Genomic DNA, 15,681 nt, shown 5'->3' with positions numbered 1-15,681 from the left:
GGAGAAAATTGAAAACGATGCATTGGTTTAAAGCCTTGTGCAACAAGGACTTTCAACCTTAGCCTATGGACCCTTCCATCTCGAATTTTATTGGAGGATGCTTTCATATCGTTGTATTATCCGTCTTTCTTCTATTAAAAGGATGTTAGCATTTCAATGAATATCATTTGATTTCAGAAGAAAACGGACAAGAAACGGACAACGAAATGAGGGATATTATGAAAATCGAACCCATGACGCTTCAGCGATTCGTAGATCAATTCTTTGATCCAGAACAACCATATCGCTGGCGATCATACGAACGTCCGCAGATCACACCACGACGGGCTAATGAGGTGGCGGAGTGGTACACCATCAAAATCCCCTATGCCATCGCCATATACCGCCATGCAGACATCAAATAGTGGGATCGCTTCGAGGAACCATATGAACGTCCGGTCTTAGTGATTGAAATGAAGATGGAGTTCCGCCGAGGTGTTGGGTACTCGTAAGGAAAAGTTTCCTGTAGATAATAGTACGTATTATTTATACGTTGACACGTACATATAATACGTGTATAATAGAAGTATAAGGAGGGTTGAGATGAAGGCTTACAGTTCAAGAGAAATCATAAAACTTCTTGAAGAGGACGGATGGTTCTTAATCGGAGTACATGGCAGCCACCATTACTTCAAACATCCGAAAAAGCCCGGGAAAGTCACGGTGCCGCATCCTAGAAGTAGCTTTCCTCCCAAGACACAAGCTAGTATCCTTAAATCAGCAGGGCTGTAGGGGCGCAAGCCCCTCCCCTCAAGGAGGTTAAACCATAGATGAGTAAAAAAGACGTATATCGGTTCTGGGCGTTGCTTGATACAGCAGAGGAAGGAATCTCTGTGCGCTTTCCGGATCTGCCCGGCTGCCTGACGGCTGCTGATACGGCCGAGGAGGCGCACGCTGCCGCGCGTGAAGCGCTGGAGGGATTCCTATACGTGATGGAGCAAGATGGGGATGCAATTCCCGATCCGTCGCCACTAGACATTGCCTTGGCTCAAGCAGACGCCGGAGAAGCTGCCTTTGAGGTCCGGGTGTATATGCCTACCGTTCGTGACGCTATGGAGTCCAAAGCCGTGAAGAAGACACTGACGGTTCCAAAGTGGCTCAATGACGAAGCGGAACGCCAGCACCTCAATTTCAGCCAGGTCCTACAAGAAGGATTGAAGCGTAACCTCGGAATTGACAGAGAACGCGTCTAACCCGCCTGATGATGGCCGGATGGGAACCGGCCGAAACTCACTCCCCAATTTTGGGGGCTGAGTCGCGGGAACCCGCTACGATTTGGCCCGGCCGGGCTGGCCTTTATATAGATTGTTCTTTGATATATTATAGTAAAAAATACCCATTCCTGCTAAAATGGACTCATAGAATATCATTTTAGGGGGATTTCATTTGTTTAAAAGATTCGGAGTTTTTCTTATTGTGGCCGTATTCATTTTTAGCGGATGTTCAAGTAACAATTCCGCTAGTTCGGTATCTCTTGACGATGTTATTGCGAAATTCAAAGCAGCTGGCTTAGAAGCGGAAAATGCCACTGACATCACCAACAAGACTATGGGGATGGCTCCAATGAAGTTTGAGGAAGGGAAAAGGATTTTGGTTCCTTCTCTTGGAGAAGATGCAGGCGGGAGAGTTTTTGTTTTCAAAAAAACTTCTGACCTCGAAGAGTTGAAATCTTACTATGATGAACTTGGAAAATCATCTGCTATGCTTTTTTCACACACTTATGTAAAGGGAAATGTATTATTGCAAATGAGTGGGGATATGGAGCAAGAGCAGTTTGATAAATATAAAAAAGTAATGGACGAACTGTAAATCCAACCCCGCCGGTGTGGCGGGGTTTTTATATTCCCAAGCGTTTGGGAATTTACTCGGCAGTATCGTCCGATCCAGACGCCTTACCATCCGTATATGCCTCTGCGAGCATGTACACTACACAGGACCCAACAGCCCCGATAATACCCGTAACCTTGAGTGTCGTATCATCTCCTGCTCCACCAGCTGCAAGGATGGATGTCGCTACCCCTGCGATCAGCGCCCAGAACTTCCGGCTACCCAGCTTCGACTTCCAGTTCACCTTATTCATGATTACTTGGCCTCCTTATTAAACAATCCCAGGTTGTAAAGCATCTGAATCATGTTCAGTTCCAGCTTGGACTTGTCGGCGCTTGTCTTGATCGCTCCGGCCGCCTTGGCTGCCTTGATTGCATCATCATATCCGCCGGCATAGGTCTGCTTGCCGTCGATGTTCAAACGAGCCTCCAGGGCCGCAATACGGCCGTCACGCTCTTTCACAGCTACCTTCAGTTCCTCAAATTCCTTCTTCTCATCTGCTGTCATAGCTTCCTCTTCCTCTCCTTGTAGTTTCGCAACCCGAGCGACAACAGTACTGAGCTGCGCCTGCGTCGGACGCTTGCCGGCGCGGTAGTCAGCGGTACTCAGACCGAAATCCATTTGAAAATGAGGCAGGTCCTTAAAACTCGTCCAATCCCCGCCCCACTCCCAGCCGAGCCGCTTGGCATCCGCTACAACCTCCGACCAGTCTGCTACGCCGTCACCGTCTCCGTCGCGCTTCGTATCCCATGACACCGAACCGTCGGGCAAGAGCAATGCGAAGTCAATGGCCACACCGAAATTATGATAGCTGTATCCGCCTTTAGCGTTGGTCACGATCTGCCCGGGCTTTGTTCGGCCCTGCGCATACAAGCTGTCTTGCTCCGCGATTGTTCGCAACCCCTGTGTGATCATGATCGGCACACCGTGGGCATAAGCAAATTCGATTAGCGCCGTGGCCGCGTCTTTAATAACCGGCTGCAACCCTGACAGATGAGCTGCAGACTTAGCCTTTACTTGCTCCAGTGTCAGCATCACTCGCCATCCCCCTGCCGCGAAGCCGCTCGCTTGATCTTTTTATCCAATTCACTCCCCGCCCATTTCAGCAGCCAGTCCAAGGCAGACAGCGGGAGCCAGTCCCCCCAACCTGCGCGAATTGCATTAGCCACCACGCTTTGAAGCACATGGTAAAGCGTCCCGAAAACCAGAACGCCAAAAATCACGCCTGGCAGTCCAAAGGCTCCATCCAATAAATGCCCACCTGCCGGTAACAAGAGGATAAAGAATGTCCGAAACACTCCGTCAAGGCCGTACTTGCTGGCGTACGTATTATCCTTCTTCGCTGCCCGAATTCCAGCAAGCCAGTCCATTACTACAAAGAATAAAAGTGCTGCCATGACGGTAATAACGGCTTCTTCCTCTCCGTACAAGAAATTGAATATCGGTACAACTATTGCACCAACCGATGATGCTGCGATCTGTGATTTAGTCACTAGGGACCCTCCCTCAAATAAACAGCCCCCGGGGATCCGAGGGCATAAAAAATGCGCCTATGCGGCGCTGGTGATTTCTACAGCCTGTTCGGCCGTTATTTTTCGTGCTGTGACAAACACCTGAACCTGTGCCGGCGAATAATACCCGGCGTCATAATAGCGTTTGATCGTCGCATACCAGTCCATCAGACCACACCTCCTTCCGCAAGCATCAGCAGCAGAGCGGCGTTGTCTGCATCTGCCTGATCCTGCCGGGCCTGCACCTGTACCAGCTCCAGCAGCAGAGCGGCATTATCCATCCGCAGCTGCTCCGTCTCACTCGGTGGGTCCGGCGGCTTGCTGGCTTCAGCCTCCAGGTACGATTCCCAGGCTGCCGCAAGCTCGGCTTCGGTCGGCTGCGGGTCTTCCAGGTTCCAGACGGCGATATATGGGCCGTTTCCATCCGACTTATCAAGTAGCACAAAATCTTTATCCACCCGGGAAGATGGATAGAGATGTTTTATCGCAAAATACAGGTCCACGTTCTTTCCTCCTTTTATGCTATTTTTATAACTTGCATATACGTGTAATATCCGTCTGGATTTGTTGTTGTTCCGCTCCGACTCGATGTTACCCACATGGCTAATTTAGCATTTGCAGCAACTACAATTATTGCAGAACCGGTTAACTGCTGGTATCCCGATGACCCCGGTCTTTGATGGTCTGCATTAAGTAAAACAGCAGCATCTGAACCTATCGCAAGCTTAAGTTCATCCCCCGCAACTGCGTTTGTCACTTCGACAGCCGCAATAACTAGATACATCCCAGCTGTTGGGCAGTTGAATAGTCCTGTTGATGGGTCATAATTGCCTAAATTGTCATTCGATTCAGCGCCACAAATAACTCTTAGCCAAGAGTTGGCCGAACTTATTGTTTGCTGCGCAGTATGGCTGGCAGAAACGAAAGGTCTGGAGCTTGTTGTATTATCTCCCCATGGATTGAGGACGCCGCCTACTGGAGTAATTAAACCACCTTCGCCTACCGCGTCTCCATTAGTAGAAGTATACGTTATCCCAGTCCCTTTACTGACATCGCCACCAATATACGAGTAGATCCCGTAGTTATTTCCTGACCCGGACGCATTACGAATGAACAGGCGAGCCGTGCTGTTTACCGTTGCATAGTAGGCTTTATTGCTAATGACCGCGCCGAGTACACGTAAATCTCCTACTGCCACATCTATTCCGGCAACATTACTATTTGCCGCTGTAGACTGGACATTGGTCATGATCCCTCCGCTAGAATAATAAGATGCGAAAGGGGTGCCCGTCGTCGTTGTCGCTGTAAATCCAGCGACCTCCACGCGGCCATGGCAGTTGCGGAAGGTGATGGACAAGACATTACGGCTTGTAGATATCACCGTATCTCCTTGGATGGTCAATTGCCCAGCCGAGGAGCAGCGGAATCCATATACATTGACATCTTCGGCGTAAGTCCCTGCTGCAACATTTACGGTAACATTGTGACTGATGGTCTGCGGTATCATCGCCAATGCCTTCGCGATCGTCTTAAACGCTCCTGCCGCTGTATTGGCAAGCCCGTTGTTACTGTCGTTGCCCTCCGTCCGGACGTAGTAGGTTACGTCCGCTGTGGTCGCCTGTACGGCGCTGATAGGCAGCTGACCTGCCGGGAGTTTGGTGGAGGCATCCAGAGACGCTACGCCGGAGGCCGCACCTTTTTGGGTCAGAGGGATCGAAGCAACTGCGGCGGCATTAGCTTTAGTAGTCGCATCTGCAGCAGCTGCGGAAATCGCGGCACTTTGGGCCGCATCAGCCTTTGCCTGTGCACCGGCTGTTGTCTCCTTGGCGTTCCAGGTAGACCGCTCGGCAACAGTAACGTGAGCGGTCGTATCAGCTTTGTGAGCGGAAAATACGCTGCGGATCTCTACGATCGTCGTGTATATCCGGTTAAATAACCAATTGAGCCACCCTGCAGGTGGATGATCATCAACCTGCCAGCCTGTCGATTTTTTGCTTTCGGGAGGCTCAATCCCTTCAGCCGTCCATTCCGGCAGTTCTTCGCTAAAATCAGGCAATTTTATCACTCCTTAGATGGGCAATGGGTAATCATCACCCGGAATATACACCTCTCCGAGTGTGCCGCCCGTTGTCATGTCAACATCCGCCAAACCCAGCGGGCTTGTCTCAAGTACGTCGTACTGAGAGGACAAGGTAAATGTTCCGGCCAGCTCGATCAGCGCCACTCGGACGCCGGCAGCAACCGTCTTTTGTACGATCCTGGCGAACTGAAACGGCGACATGCCCACCTCATTCAGCCGCTTAGTTGGGACTCGGATAAGATTGATTGCCGCAGGCTCCGGGTCCTCTAAATCGTCAAATTTCTCTTGTATCCGTATATCGCTGTAGTCACAATCCAAGGCCAAGGCAAGAACCTGAATGATCGTGTTAACGTCCGTCTTGGAGAGGTTTCGGGCGATCTTACTCTTTAACAGCACCCGGTATACCTCGTCCGTCGCTGCGCCGCGCGGCTGAACGATGTTAGTCCCGATCTTATCCAGGGTCGTCCCCGCCGCCGAGTCGATGCTGCGCCAATCACGCACTGTCTCCAACGTCTCGCCGACCGCAGCCAGTTGCTCATGCAGGATGGAAATCAGCTTGCCCAGATTACTGTTGGGGTCCTTGTTGTAGGTGTCGGCGAAGCGCCGGAGCATGTCCTTAACGCTAAACATAGCTAGTCACCTCGACATTGGCCGCGACGGCCTGCGCCACTTCGTAAGGCTCAATATCGACATTTGCCGACCCAAGGCCGCCCACGACCTTACCAACGGTCAGTGTTATGTCCTCTACGCCTGCGACGCTGTATACAGCGCTAATCAGTTTGGTGTAGATCACGTCAGACCCCATGTTGAGGCCGTTGTAATAGGCTCCGGCAGCGTCTGACCCACCGACGTATCGGATTAACGCTGACTGCACCTGCGCATCGCCGTCTGCCGGGTACTCATCACCTTTGGTAACATCAACCGTGATGCGTATGCCCACCTCTGCCGCCCGCGAAAATTTGACGGTATGAGGCTCGCCCGCCAGGTCATCAACCATCACTGTGATGTCGCCATGGGCCTCAACGCCTGCCGATTTGGTTGCAAAAATCGCGTCAGCAATGGTCTGGTCATCCCCGCCAAGGACATATGCCTCAAATGACTTTCCCGGCCGTCCTGTGCTGTCTGTAGTCAGGCTAGTGTTTTCGATCACCGTCGCAGCCCGGACGCCGGTCAGCCGCAACAGGGCGCTGCGCAGGGCATCCACGGACGCCGCCCCGCCGCCGGCGGTAGAAAGCTCAAACCGGCTGCGAAACTCGGCGTCCGTCTCCTTTTCCCGGCCGCCCGTCACCGGCGCGGCGTTGGTTACGGCTGTAACGTCCGGGTTAGGGTTAACGATGATCGTTATAGTCCAGGCTGCAACATTGCTGCCGGTGCCCGACTCCAACGCCTCAACGGCTACCGACCCGGAGCCGCCTGTCAGCACAACATCAGCCATCGTCTGGTAAGTCAAACCGGAGCCAGTTGCCACCCGGAATCCTGCTGGGACTGTGTATCCCGCCGTTCCGGTCAGTGTGACGTTGCCAGTAGCCCATTGTGCCAGCGCCCGACTGATGCCGACCTGTGGGCCAAGCCGGTCCAGATTGTTGCCTGTGGCCGTTCCGATATACCCGCTATTGTACACGTCCTCTGAATTGCTCCAGACGAGCGACAAAAACCACGCGAAGATCCGAAGCAGAATACCGAGCGGCGACCGCGCAGAGGTATTAACCGTGTCGCCAAATGATTCCTTGGCCTTATCCTCCATGGCGGCCAGAAGATCATCAAATCGTGGCCTTTTAAAACCTGTGCTATCCAACAATTTGATCCACTCCTTCCACGGTTATGATATCGCCGTTGACTCCGGTCGCCTGGATGTCGGCAGTAAATTTACGGGCGGACCGGTCAAAGACGACATTAACCGCGTCAACCGTCTGCACCCTTGGCTCCTGGAATATCCCTTCGGTCAGCTCGTCCCGGACATCTTCCTCGGTCACGCCTTTACCGGTGATCCGAGAAAAGTCGATGCCGAAATCCAAATCCAGGAACCACTCGCCTTTGTTGGTGCCGATGGCCATTCGGCAGCACTGCGCAATCTCTTCAGGCCCGGAGACCATCTGCAGCTCGCCGCCCGAAAATACCAGATCTCCGGTATCGTCTACCTTTAAAGACAGCATGGCATCAACCCCACAATCACAGCATCATTCCGGGAGTGCCGCCGGGCGGTGTCCGGTGCCGCCACCTGGCCCGAGAGCGTATTTTGTATCTCCGCATCACAGCAGACGACCAGCACCGTATCCCCGACATGCAGGGCCGGCCGCAGGACTGTTTCCGCGCCGCCGAACAGCACCCGCAGGCCAGTTACTGGGACTTCTAGCAGCGGAGCCGGGGCCTCATCCCCTGTCTGGACAAGCGGCTGCACATCGGCCGTCAGCGTCGTCGGGTCAAATGTCAGCACCTTGCAAGTCATAGCAACGTCAAGATTGTCCGCTTGCTGCCCGCCATGTGCGGTTAAGAGTTTGCTGAGAGCCGCGGCCGCGCTTGATTTGCTCACATAATCGCCTCCACTTCCGTCGAAAAATCTCCGGTATTCGAAAACTTGTGTGTCCCACTCCGCACATGCAGCTGGCCGGACCACTCCCGGCAGGTCAACTTAAGGACCGATGCCGTTGTGATCCGGCGCTGCAACTGCACGGAGCAGTTATATCCCTTGTGGCCATCCTGTTCAAAATACTCCGGAGAGCCGATCAGACCCGTATCCGGGTTAAGCTCAAACACCGAGTCAGCTCCGATCCGGAGCGGCCGGACGTACAATTTGCCCTGGTTGATGTACACTGATGTCCCGCAATCCTTGGCGACGTCGGAAATAATGTCCGTGATCACGCCTTTAGCGCTATAACCGCTCTTGTATCGGTAATCCTTGGCGAGCTGCATCTGTGCAACGGGCAGCCCGATCAGTCCGGCGAGCTGCTTAATGACGGCGCTGGCTAACGAGCCCTTGGCAAAGGCGATCTCCTTTTTGATCTCCCTGGCTGACAGGTCCTCGCTGTCCAGGACGTTAATTGTCGTGATCTTGTCCACGCCTTCCCATTTAGTGCGCACCGCCGATATCCGGCCGTGGAGGATGGTTCCAACATCTCCGGAGTATCCAGCATTGACCATCAGCACGGCGTTTTTGACGATCCGGTTAATTGTCGTCTGGGATAGATTCCAGAGCCGTATTTCGGACTCATTCGGCAAGGCATCGCTGTCGAACGGTACAGTGCCCTCCATCGTGTAATTATCGAGAGCAAATGACATATTGGCCGTCATGACCTCGGCGACTCGGCCGAAATTCTTAAGAGCCATCGTCTTCGTCCTCCTCCTCGTCCACGATATACAAAAACACGCTGGTGCCCAGCGTGTTCCAGGTTACTGCATCACTTTTTTCAGATTCATCCCACGGGACGATCGGCAGCTTTGGAAAACGTGAATCCCAAACGTCCACGAATAGCGATTGTCCATAGACCAGCTTTTCGCCCACAACCAACGTGTTCCCATCGGCGTCCTCCAGGTCCAGCGCGAAAAAGTCGTACTCAGCATTGTAGTGGACCTCCATCGTAAACGGCTCATCCACGATTGAAATATCAAACCGATACGGCAGGCTGTCTTTGTCGATTTCGATATAATCCATAATTCAATCCTTCGTGAAGGGATCGCTGATTGTAACGCTTTGGCATCCAATCATCTCACGCACTGTCTTGAAAATATCATCAACCGAACAAATTGGTATTTCACGCTTCGCCAGCAGCATTACTACTTCGCGAGCTGCATCGTTTGTGTCCACATACTTAACTTCCAATTCGCTCACTCCTCACTGTAGATTACCGGTGCCCCACTTGTTGCCGGGCTTGATCGGAGCGCGGGTAGGCTTATTTATTACGCTGCTGGCACTGGTTGCCTTATTGCTCTTGGTGCTGGCCGTCTTTTTTTTGCCGCCCTTGCCTTTACCCTTGCTCTTTGACTTATTCTTCGGCTGCTGAGTGCCCTTATTGGCTACTGCAGCAGCCTGTGCCTTAACCGGGGCCGGCAATGTCGCAACGTACGATGACGTGGCAATGCGGACCTCGCGGAGGTCCATGGAAAAGGTCATGCCATTAGCTACCGTGTAATCGTGACTTGTTGAAAATGCTGTAATAACCCCGGTAAATCTATTGCGTCCAACATACCGGACAACTTTGCCCTTGTCCTTGGCTGCGACGATGTAAGCCCGGGTCTTGTCCGCATCCGGACCTACAATCAAACCAGATAGAGACATGGTCCATGCTCCGGCTTGGACGTGATCTACGAGGTTGACCCCTTTTTCGACCGGCTGCTCCGTGACGGTTACCGGATAATCCGGCGCCTCTGTCTCTACTGTGATGTACTTACCATCGATCTTGGCCATTATGCACCATCCAATCCCGCGCTACGCAGGGCAGACATAATGATTTCCAGCACCTCGTTGTGTATAGTCGATTTCAAGTTGGAGACAGTGCTGCTGTCAGCATTGCCTTCCACGGTTATGCTGATGGACGGACTAACTGTTATTGGTCCGGACCCGCCGGAAGAGGCTCGAGCTGGCGAGGTTTCAGGAGTATACGAGCTTCTCGCTACATCGCCGGCGCTATCTACCGCCGCACTTGCGACGCTTCCCGTAGCCATCCCGACACGCGGAGCCGTATTTTCAATGCCTCGTGCTAGTCCCTCGCCTGTAAAGAAGCCCATCTCCATCATGACCCGAGAAGGCGAATGAATGCCAAGGATGCTTTTCACCTTGCCGGTAATGGCGTTCCCGATCTCGGACACCTTGCTCACAACCGCATCAACCTTGGAACTTATCCCGTTTACGAGCCCGTTGATGATGTTCGCCCCAATGTCAAAGAGGTTGATGCCAGAGAAGAATCCGGTAACTCGATTCCACATGTCGCTAACAGCGTTCCACACATTACTACCTGCTGCTTTCACGCTGTTTACTATGCTGTTCCAGATGCTTGTGATCTTGTTCCAGACTTGTGTCATGAGGTTTGATGTGGTAGATACCACATTGTTCCAGGCACCGGACACCGCCCCCCATATCGCGACAGCGACACCGGACACCGTGCTCTTTATGCTACTCCAGACCGAACCAAGCCATGATCCAATCGCTGTAAATACCCTGATCGTTACCGCCTTGATTTGGTCCCAGTACTTATAGATGAGCGCGGCCGCCAAGAAGATTGGACCGCCGATCACCCCCAGAATAACAAGACCCCAGTTTTTCAGGAAATTTGTGACAGCGTTGAATGCAATCATGAAATACTTGGGGATGGTGACTTTAAAAAAGTTGAGTACTGCCATGGTCGCGGATTTGATTCCGGACCACATCTTATCTATAAAAGCGCGGAACTTATCCGACCGTTTATAGGCTACAAAAAAAGCGACGCCCAGGCCGACCAGAGCCATGACGATAAGTGTGATTGGATTCATCGACATCACAAAGTTTAGCGCGGCTTGCGCCGCCGCGAATCCTTTGGTCGCCGCACCGGCAATCTTTTGCGCCAAGGTCACGGCGTTGGTTGCTAATGCTGCCCCAAACATAATAGCCTTATAGGTTAGCACTGCCGCCGTGATGCCGGAGACGAGGGGTAGAAACGGCGCCCACTGGACAATCGCACTTGCCACGTCATAAATTTGCACGGCCACATCCTTGATCTGAGGCCAGAGCGTCTGCATATAGTCTGCGAACTGTCCACCGAATTGCTGGATATACGGCAGGGCTATTTTTACCCCCTGGACGACATAATCGATCCCGGTTCCGATCTTATCCGCAATCAATCCGCCAAAAGCGCTGATCTCTCCTTGGTGCGATGTAATCCACTGTCCAAACTGATTGAGATAAGGCATTAGCTTTTGCCCAATGGGTATGAGTATCCCGACCTCGATTTGCCTGCCGATGTATCCAAACACCTGTCCAATAGAGGTAAACTTCGTTGCATTCAGGCTATCCATGGAGTTTTTAGTCATGTCAAACTGACTTCGCGCCGTCCCCATAGCTGTGATTACGCCCGCCTGAAGGTCTTCAAACTGCGTGCCAAATAGAGATGTTGCGACCGTGTTTTGCTTCGTAACATCCCCAACCTTGGCGATAGATTGAACAACTTGGGTGAATGCCTTTTGGGCCTCCGGACCGCCGTTGGCAAAGGTCTTAATCATCTTTTTAGCATCCAACCCGAGCATCTGGAATCCTTGGATCGTGGTCTTATTGGTCATATCCCGTGCGCGTAGGTTGAATTCCTTGACTGCGTCACCAACTTTGTCCAGGTTAAAGGCCCCTGAAGCAGATCCGGCCGCGAGTGTATCAAACATCTGGTTGGCGTTAAATCCGAGGCTGACAAACTGATTAGAGTACTCGTTGATTGAGTCTAGCATCTCGCCACTGAAATCAAGCCCATTTTGCTTACCTTGGGCAATGAGGTTAAACGCCTGGTCAGAGGTAACGCCGAAGTTTTTCATCATCGTATCCACAGTCCGAATGCTTTCGGGAACCTCATAACCGAACGCATTTTTCAGCGATAAGGCGTTCCTTGTCGCCCCTTCCAGCGCTCCACCTGTCATGCCGGTAATCTGTTTCACGCTTGCAATCGACTGCCCCAGATCGTCCCATGACTCGCCCCAGCCGCCGGAATATAGCTCTTTGGCAATGCCCTTCGTCTCTTCGAGTTGAGCGGTCGTCATGCCGGTAGCGTTCTGCATTTGGTTCATCGCCGTTTCGAACTTTCCTGCCGAATTTAACGCCGCCGCGCCAATACCGATTGCCATAACTCCCAGAGCAGCACCCATGCCTATGACGCCTTTGGTCAGCGCTTTAACCTTGCTGTCAGCCTTGTCTAACCCCTTACTGTTAAACTTAAACCCGACCGCATACATCAGAGACCCGACGATTCCGCCTGCCATGTTCCCTCCTTTCCGAACAGCAAAAAGCGACGCCCGGAAGGGGCGCCGCTACTTCTTGTTCTTATTCATTTCCTTATGCTGCTGCTCGATGTGGATATCCAGCGCCGCGTTGGCCTCTGCTATGTCGTCGTCGTCCATTTCCATTAGGTCGCGGTAGGTGATACCCATATCAGAAAGCAGCAGGCGCCATTGACGCCAGTTCTCCTTGGCCCGCTGTTTTGCCTCAGTCTTCGTCAACATCGTCCGTATCGTCATCAAGCAGGTCTTCGTTTTCGGTCACAAACGCATAGGCGCGAGTAACGATGTCGTTTAATTCCTTGTAAGAATCAAACGAGTCGATAGTCAACTTCGGATCGACAATAACGTGCGTCAGCATTTCAGTTGCCAGCTTCTCATCGGACGGAACTCCAAATTTATTCTTAATCCGGTCACTGATCTTGGTTACGTTACGGACACCAGGATGCTGCAAGAGATACTCCTTACCAGATTTAGTCTTTACCTTTTTCTGAGTACTGGTTGCCATGATTTATCTTCTCCTCTCAAATTATCAGTTCATGTCCAAATCGAGGCATTGAAACTCAAAAGAACGGTCGCCAACCTCGGCGCTGTATTCGCGGTCAGCAGGTTTTTTAACGATTGCCTCGTTTGCCGTACTAACTTCTTTCGGATCTCCACTATAAATTACAGAAACAGGAACCATCTGGCCGCTACGCGCCAACTTGTTAAGGTAAGCCACCTGCGGGCTCGTCTGAAGTAAGGTCACGCTGATCGTACCGAGAGGGTTATTCACCTTGCTTACGGCAACATCCCCCTGCGCACCAACCTTAGTGGAGACGCCTTCCTCGTCTTTTGAGACCGTAACCAGATCCTCGCTGAATCCTGTGAGGTAAATACCACCTACGGTTACGGTAACGTCATTGGCGTCATATGTCTTTACTTCTACCGCCACTGTTCATTCCTCCTTACTCAAATGTAATCGTGCCGGTAATAGCCGCCGAATGGATGGCACCTGCCAGCACGAACGAAAACTTACCATCCGGATACCGCCGGGCAGCCTTGTCCGCCGGGTCCACTTCACTCGCCCGGGGAAAGGTCGTCGTAAACTGTGGCTGTCCGTCGTCATCGACTGCGATCATCCCCTGCTTGAACGACCGTTGCAGCACTGTGCGGACAACGCCTTCAATCATGGCAATGCCCCGATTATCATACGGGACCTTCTGGTTCTGATTTTGAACGCTGGCGAACAATGTCTGTACGCCGTTTTGGATGCTGAACACGACGTAATCCTGGCTATGCACAAGGTCAATATATGAGCCGGACACTGTCTTGCCCTCGCTGGTGACATTCCATCCCGACTTGGTTACGTAAGTATTGGCTCCGGCCGCATGGATGGCCGCCAACTCCGTAGCCGTCAGGTCCAATGGATCAATGCCGATCAGTGTCCAATCCTTCCAGGTCACACTTCCGACCGCAAGACTGCCGACCGCCCCAACCCAAGCAGCATCCGGATAATTAGCGATGTCCTCATGATAGATGACCGCCGTTCGCTCGTATCCCTCGGCCTTAATCGTCGCCAGGTCAGCCAACGTAGCCGATCGGGCCACATATTGCCGGGACTTGTCCGCCTCGATGATGTCGGCCACATCCGTGATGTCCGCCACGGCCGCACTCGTTTGGATCAAAAAATGCCAATCCTTAAGCAGCATGGCTGCCATAAAGCTTTCGACCGTATCCGCCGGCGTCCCCGTCTTGCGCTGGGCAATGGCGATCTCAGCAGGCGGATTTTTCTGCGCGAAAATCGCTTTCGCGGCCTTATACTCTTCGGTGCCGGTCGCATAGTCAGTTACTACGCCGGCCAGGTCCGAATAAGACTTATACTCCTTGCCCGCCGCCGATGTCCCGATAATCAAAGGCTTACCAAAGCCCAAGATTGGCGTCGGCGTTGCGACCGATATTGTAACGGTAACGTCACTCAATCCTGCCAAAATAATCACTCCTTTGTTATTGGTGCTGTATCAATCCAGTTGAGGGGCGATTCTACCCGGTCCGTCGCCCGAAATTCGACGTCAAAACCTTGCCGGCGTTCCCATTCCTCGCCGATATTGAGGTCCCGGTTTTGGATGTCACCGATATCCGTCACGACTACATCCAGCGTATCTTTCAGAACCTCCCGGCCCGACATTTTAAACCAATCCCTGGCCGTCATGGCAAGGACAATAGCGGCGTCAATATCATCCGCATAACAGTTAAAAGAGACGGTAAATGTCACCGTCTCCCGCCTGATCCGTTTGTCTTGATCCTGGGTGATGGCTGCCATGCCGTCCACCGGTTCAAAGCCGAATATGGTGTAGGTTATGAAACTCCCGGTAGGCATCTTACCGCCGCCGTTCATTTCAATGACCAGCCCACCCGTCGCCTCCTGAAGCCCCTCGACAATCGCTACGCGAATTTCTTCATATGGGAGCATTGGCAACTACCTTTCGCAACAAATACTGATTAATATCACTGTAATCGCGCTCCGGCGACTCATTAACCGTATATTGTACATCCAGATACTCTATCACTTCGCCCGTTGTATGCGTGGCTGTGGTGTAAAGCATCCGGTCGGTCTCGGTGTAATTCCCGCCTTCCGTTGCCCGCAGGCTAGCGCTGATAGGCTGGATGCTGCCGCTCCTTTGCACACGCTCCGGTTCATTTGGCACCCATTTGCCCTTGACGTAATTACCACCGTTGTCGCGGACTAGCGTATAGGGACGAAAATACTTACGGACCACGCCGGCAAACCTAAATTGCCTCACCGGCGTCGCCCCCTATGTGCCCGATCGATAACAGACCAGTTAAGCGCATCCCTTAACCGCATCTCATCAGCTTGCAGGAGCTTGCGCCCCTGCTTATGGCTGGCGTAGATCGGACTAAGCGGCGGCTGCTTGATCCTCTCGAAATTGGCGATTGTTTTCTCAAGGCCTGCAACTCCGATTTCCTGATATAGCTGCCTCGGTTGCTTGCGGCCGTAGGCGATTTCCGTCACGCCAGCCTTGGCGATTTTATTGAGCGTCGCCCGGGATTTGATTTTTCCGGTCCGGATAAAGGAGCGCTCCGGAATGCCTTTCGCTGCGCTCCCGAACTCATGGACGATAGCAATCACTGCCAGCTCCTCGTCACCCTGGATGCCGACGGCGACCCGTTTCTCCGTAAGTGCCCGCATTCGATCCGCAAGGATCTGCAGATTATCTTCGCCGGATACCTGTACCCGGGCGCTAGTTGCCCTTCGTCTCCTCGCCATGATCTCACCTC

Annotated in this window: 25 protein-coding genes; 4 read left to right on the top strand and 21 right to left on the bottom strand. The window is 52.5% G+C overall.

Features of this window, described 5'->3' with window-relative positions; genetic code table 11:
* Window positions 1-218: 218 nt before the first annotated feature.
* The 4 genes from PSTEL_RS09310 to PSTEL_RS09295 all read left to right on the top strand — a co-directional run bounded on the left by PSTEL_RS09310 (window position 219) and on the right by PSTEL_RS09295 (window position 1,848).
* On the top strand, window positions 219-404 hold the full coding sequence (locus PSTEL_RS09310) for a hypothetical protein (protein WP_169744555.1): 186 nt from the start codon (window positions 219-221) through the stop codon (window positions 402-404).
* A gap of 178 nt (window positions 405-582) precedes the next feature.
* On the top strand, window positions 583-771 hold the full coding sequence (locus tag PSTEL_RS09305; RefSeq protein WP_038694797.1) for a type II toxin-antitoxin system HicA family toxin: 189 nt from the start codon (window positions 583-585) through the stop codon (window positions 769-771).
* 38 nt (window positions 772-809) lie between these two features.
* On the top strand, window positions 810-1,232 hold the full coding sequence (locus PSTEL_RS09300) for a type II toxin-antitoxin system HicB family antitoxin (protein WP_038694794.1): 423 nt from the start codon (window positions 810-812) through the stop codon (window positions 1,230-1,232).
* 193 nt (window positions 1,233-1,425) lie between these two features.
* The gene (locus PSTEL_RS09295) at window positions 1,426-1,848 is read left to right on the top strand and encodes a hypothetical protein (RefSeq protein WP_038694792.1); all 423 of its coding nucleotides are present in this window, start codon (window positions 1,426-1,428) and stop codon (window positions 1,846-1,848) included.
* A 52-nt stretch (window positions 1,849-1,900) separates the two neighbouring features.
* On the opposite strand, the gene PSTEL_RS09290 is transcribed toward PSTEL_RS09295, so the two are convergent.
* The 21 genes from PSTEL_RS09290 to PSTEL_RS09195 all read right to left on the bottom strand — a co-directional run bounded on the left by PSTEL_RS09290 (window position 1,901) and on the right by PSTEL_RS09195 (window position 15,670).
* Window positions 1,901-2,119 (bottom strand): hypothetical protein, encoded by a 219-nt coding sequence (locus tag PSTEL_RS09290; protein ID WP_038694790.1) that lies wholly within the window; start codon window positions 2,117-2,119, stop codon window positions 1,901-1,903.
* 2 nt (window positions 2,120-2,121) lie between these two features.
* Window positions 2,122-2,901, bottom strand: coding sequence for a M15 family metallopeptidase (locus tag PSTEL_RS09285; RefSeq protein ID WP_052098312.1), 780 nt, complete (start codon window positions 2,899-2,901; stop codon window positions 2,122-2,124).
* On the bottom strand, window positions 2,901-3,359 hold the full coding sequence (locus tag PSTEL_RS09280; RefSeq protein ID WP_245625117.1) for a phage holin family protein: 459 nt from the start codon (window positions 3,357-3,359) through the stop codon (window positions 2,901-2,903). Before PSTEL_RS09280 ends, PSTEL_RS09285 begins: the two co-directional genes overlap by 1 nt.
* A 57-nt stretch (window positions 3,360-3,416) precedes the next feature.
* Window positions 3,417-3,545, bottom strand: coding sequence for an XkdX family protein (locus PSTEL_RS26885; protein ID WP_084064901.1), 129 nt, complete (start codon window positions 3,543-3,545; stop codon window positions 3,417-3,419).
* A complete protein-coding gene (locus tag PSTEL_RS09275; protein WP_052098311.1) occupies window positions 3,545-3,880 on the bottom strand; it encodes an XkdW family protein in 336 nt (111 codons plus the stop codon). Before PSTEL_RS09275 ends, PSTEL_RS26885 begins: the two co-directional genes overlap by 1 nt.
* A gap of 14 nt (window positions 3,881-3,894) precedes the next feature.
* Window positions 3,895-5,433 (bottom strand): complement C1q domain-containing protein, encoded by a 1,539-nt coding sequence (locus PSTEL_RS09270; protein ID WP_038694786.1) that lies wholly within the window; start codon window positions 5,431-5,433, stop codon window positions 3,895-3,897.
* 12 nt (window positions 5,434-5,445) lie between these two features.
* A complete protein-coding gene (locus tag PSTEL_RS09265) occupies window positions 5,446-6,087 on the bottom strand; it encodes a hypothetical protein (protein WP_038694784.1) in 642 nt (213 codons plus the stop codon).
* The gene (locus PSTEL_RS09260; protein ID WP_245625116.1) at window positions 6,080-7,201 is read right to left on the bottom strand and encodes a baseplate J/gp47 family protein; all 1,122 of its coding nucleotides are present in this window, start codon (window positions 7,199-7,201) and stop codon (window positions 6,080-6,082) included. The genes PSTEL_RS09265 and PSTEL_RS09260 overlap by 8 nt, the downstream gene beginning before the upstream one ends.
* Window positions 7,202-7,244: 43 nt before the next feature.
* Entirely contained in the window at window positions 7,245-7,610 is a 366-nt protein-coding gene (locus PSTEL_RS09255) for a DUF2634 domain-containing protein (protein ID WP_038694780.1), read from the bottom strand.
* Complete coding sequence (locus PSTEL_RS09250; RefSeq protein WP_052098310.1) at window positions 7,598-7,987, bottom strand: Gp138 family membrane-puncturing spike protein; 390 nt, start codon at window positions 7,985-7,987, stop codon at window positions 7,598-7,600. Before PSTEL_RS09250 ends, PSTEL_RS09255 begins: the two co-directional genes overlap by 13 nt.
* On the bottom strand, window positions 7,984-8,781 hold the full coding sequence (locus PSTEL_RS09245) for a phage protein (protein ID WP_038694778.1): 798 nt from the start codon (window positions 8,779-8,781) through the stop codon (window positions 7,984-7,986). Before PSTEL_RS09245 ends, PSTEL_RS09250 begins: the two co-directional genes overlap by 4 nt.
* Window positions 8,771-9,106 (bottom strand): phage baseplate plug family protein, encoded by a 336-nt coding sequence (locus PSTEL_RS09240; protein WP_038694776.1) that lies wholly within the window; start codon window positions 9,104-9,106, stop codon window positions 8,771-8,773. The genes PSTEL_RS09245 and PSTEL_RS09240 overlap by 11 nt, the downstream gene beginning before the upstream one ends.
* Window positions 9,107-9,109: 3 nt before the next feature.
* Window positions 9,110-9,274 (bottom strand): hypothetical protein, encoded by a 165-nt coding sequence (locus PSTEL_RS27570; protein WP_156995831.1) that lies wholly within the window; start codon window positions 9,272-9,274, stop codon window positions 9,110-9,112.
* A gap of 12 nt (window positions 9,275-9,286) precedes the next feature.
* Window positions 9,287-9,859 carry a phage baseplate protein gene (locus PSTEL_RS09235; RefSeq protein WP_038694774.1) on the bottom strand — a complete coding sequence of 191 codons (573 nt, stop codon included), beginning with the start codon at window positions 9,857-9,859 and terminating at the stop codon, window positions 9,287-9,289.
* Complete coding sequence (locus PSTEL_RS09230) at window positions 9,859-12,387, bottom strand: phage tail tape measure protein (RefSeq protein WP_038694772.1); 2,529 nt, start codon at window positions 12,385-12,387, stop codon at window positions 9,859-9,861. Before PSTEL_RS09230 ends, PSTEL_RS09235 begins: the two co-directional genes overlap by 1 nt.
* A 223-nt stretch (window positions 12,388-12,610) precedes the next feature.
* Complete coding sequence (locus PSTEL_RS09220) at window positions 12,611-12,910, bottom strand: hypothetical protein (RefSeq protein ID WP_038694770.1); 300 nt, start codon at window positions 12,908-12,910, stop codon at window positions 12,611-12,613.
* 24 nt (window positions 12,911-12,934) lie between these two features.
* Window positions 12,935-13,336 carry a phage structural protein gene (locus tag PSTEL_RS09215; RefSeq protein WP_038694768.1) on the bottom strand — a complete coding sequence of 134 codons (402 nt, stop codon included), beginning with the start codon at window positions 13,334-13,336 and terminating at the stop codon, window positions 12,935-12,937.
* A gap of 13 nt (window positions 13,337-13,349) precedes the next feature.
* Window positions 13,350-14,372, bottom strand: a complete 1,023-nt coding sequence (locus PSTEL_RS09210) for a DUF3383 family protein (protein ID WP_038694766.1) — start codon at window positions 14,370-14,372, stop codon at window positions 13,350-13,352.
* Between the two features lie 5 nt (window positions 14,373-14,377).
* Window positions 14,378-14,854 carry a phage neck terminator protein gene (locus tag PSTEL_RS09205; RefSeq protein ID WP_038694764.1) on the bottom strand — a complete coding sequence of 159 codons (477 nt, stop codon included), beginning with the start codon at window positions 14,852-14,854 and terminating at the stop codon, window positions 14,378-14,380.
* The gene (locus tag PSTEL_RS09200; protein ID WP_038694762.1) at window positions 14,841-15,185 is read right to left on the bottom strand and encodes a hypothetical protein; all 345 of its coding nucleotides are present in this window, start codon (window positions 15,183-15,185) and stop codon (window positions 14,841-14,843) included. Before PSTEL_RS09200 ends, PSTEL_RS09205 begins: the two co-directional genes overlap by 14 nt.
* Window positions 15,182-15,670 carry a hypothetical protein gene (locus PSTEL_RS09195; RefSeq protein WP_038694760.1) on the bottom strand — a complete coding sequence of 163 codons (489 nt, stop codon included), beginning with the start codon at window positions 15,668-15,670 and terminating at the stop codon, window positions 15,182-15,184. The genes PSTEL_RS09200 and PSTEL_RS09195 overlap by 4 nt, the downstream gene beginning before the upstream one ends.
* Between the last annotated feature and the right edge of the window lie 11 nt (window positions 15,671-15,681).

The organism is Paenibacillus stellifer (genome assembly GCF_000758685.1).
In the GTDB taxonomy this organism is placed as follows: domain Bacteria; phylum Bacillota; class Bacilli; order Paenibacillales; family Paenibacillaceae; genus Paenibacillus_AQ; species Paenibacillus_AQ stellifer.
This window is presented reverse-complemented; position numbering and strand designations above follow the sequence as displayed.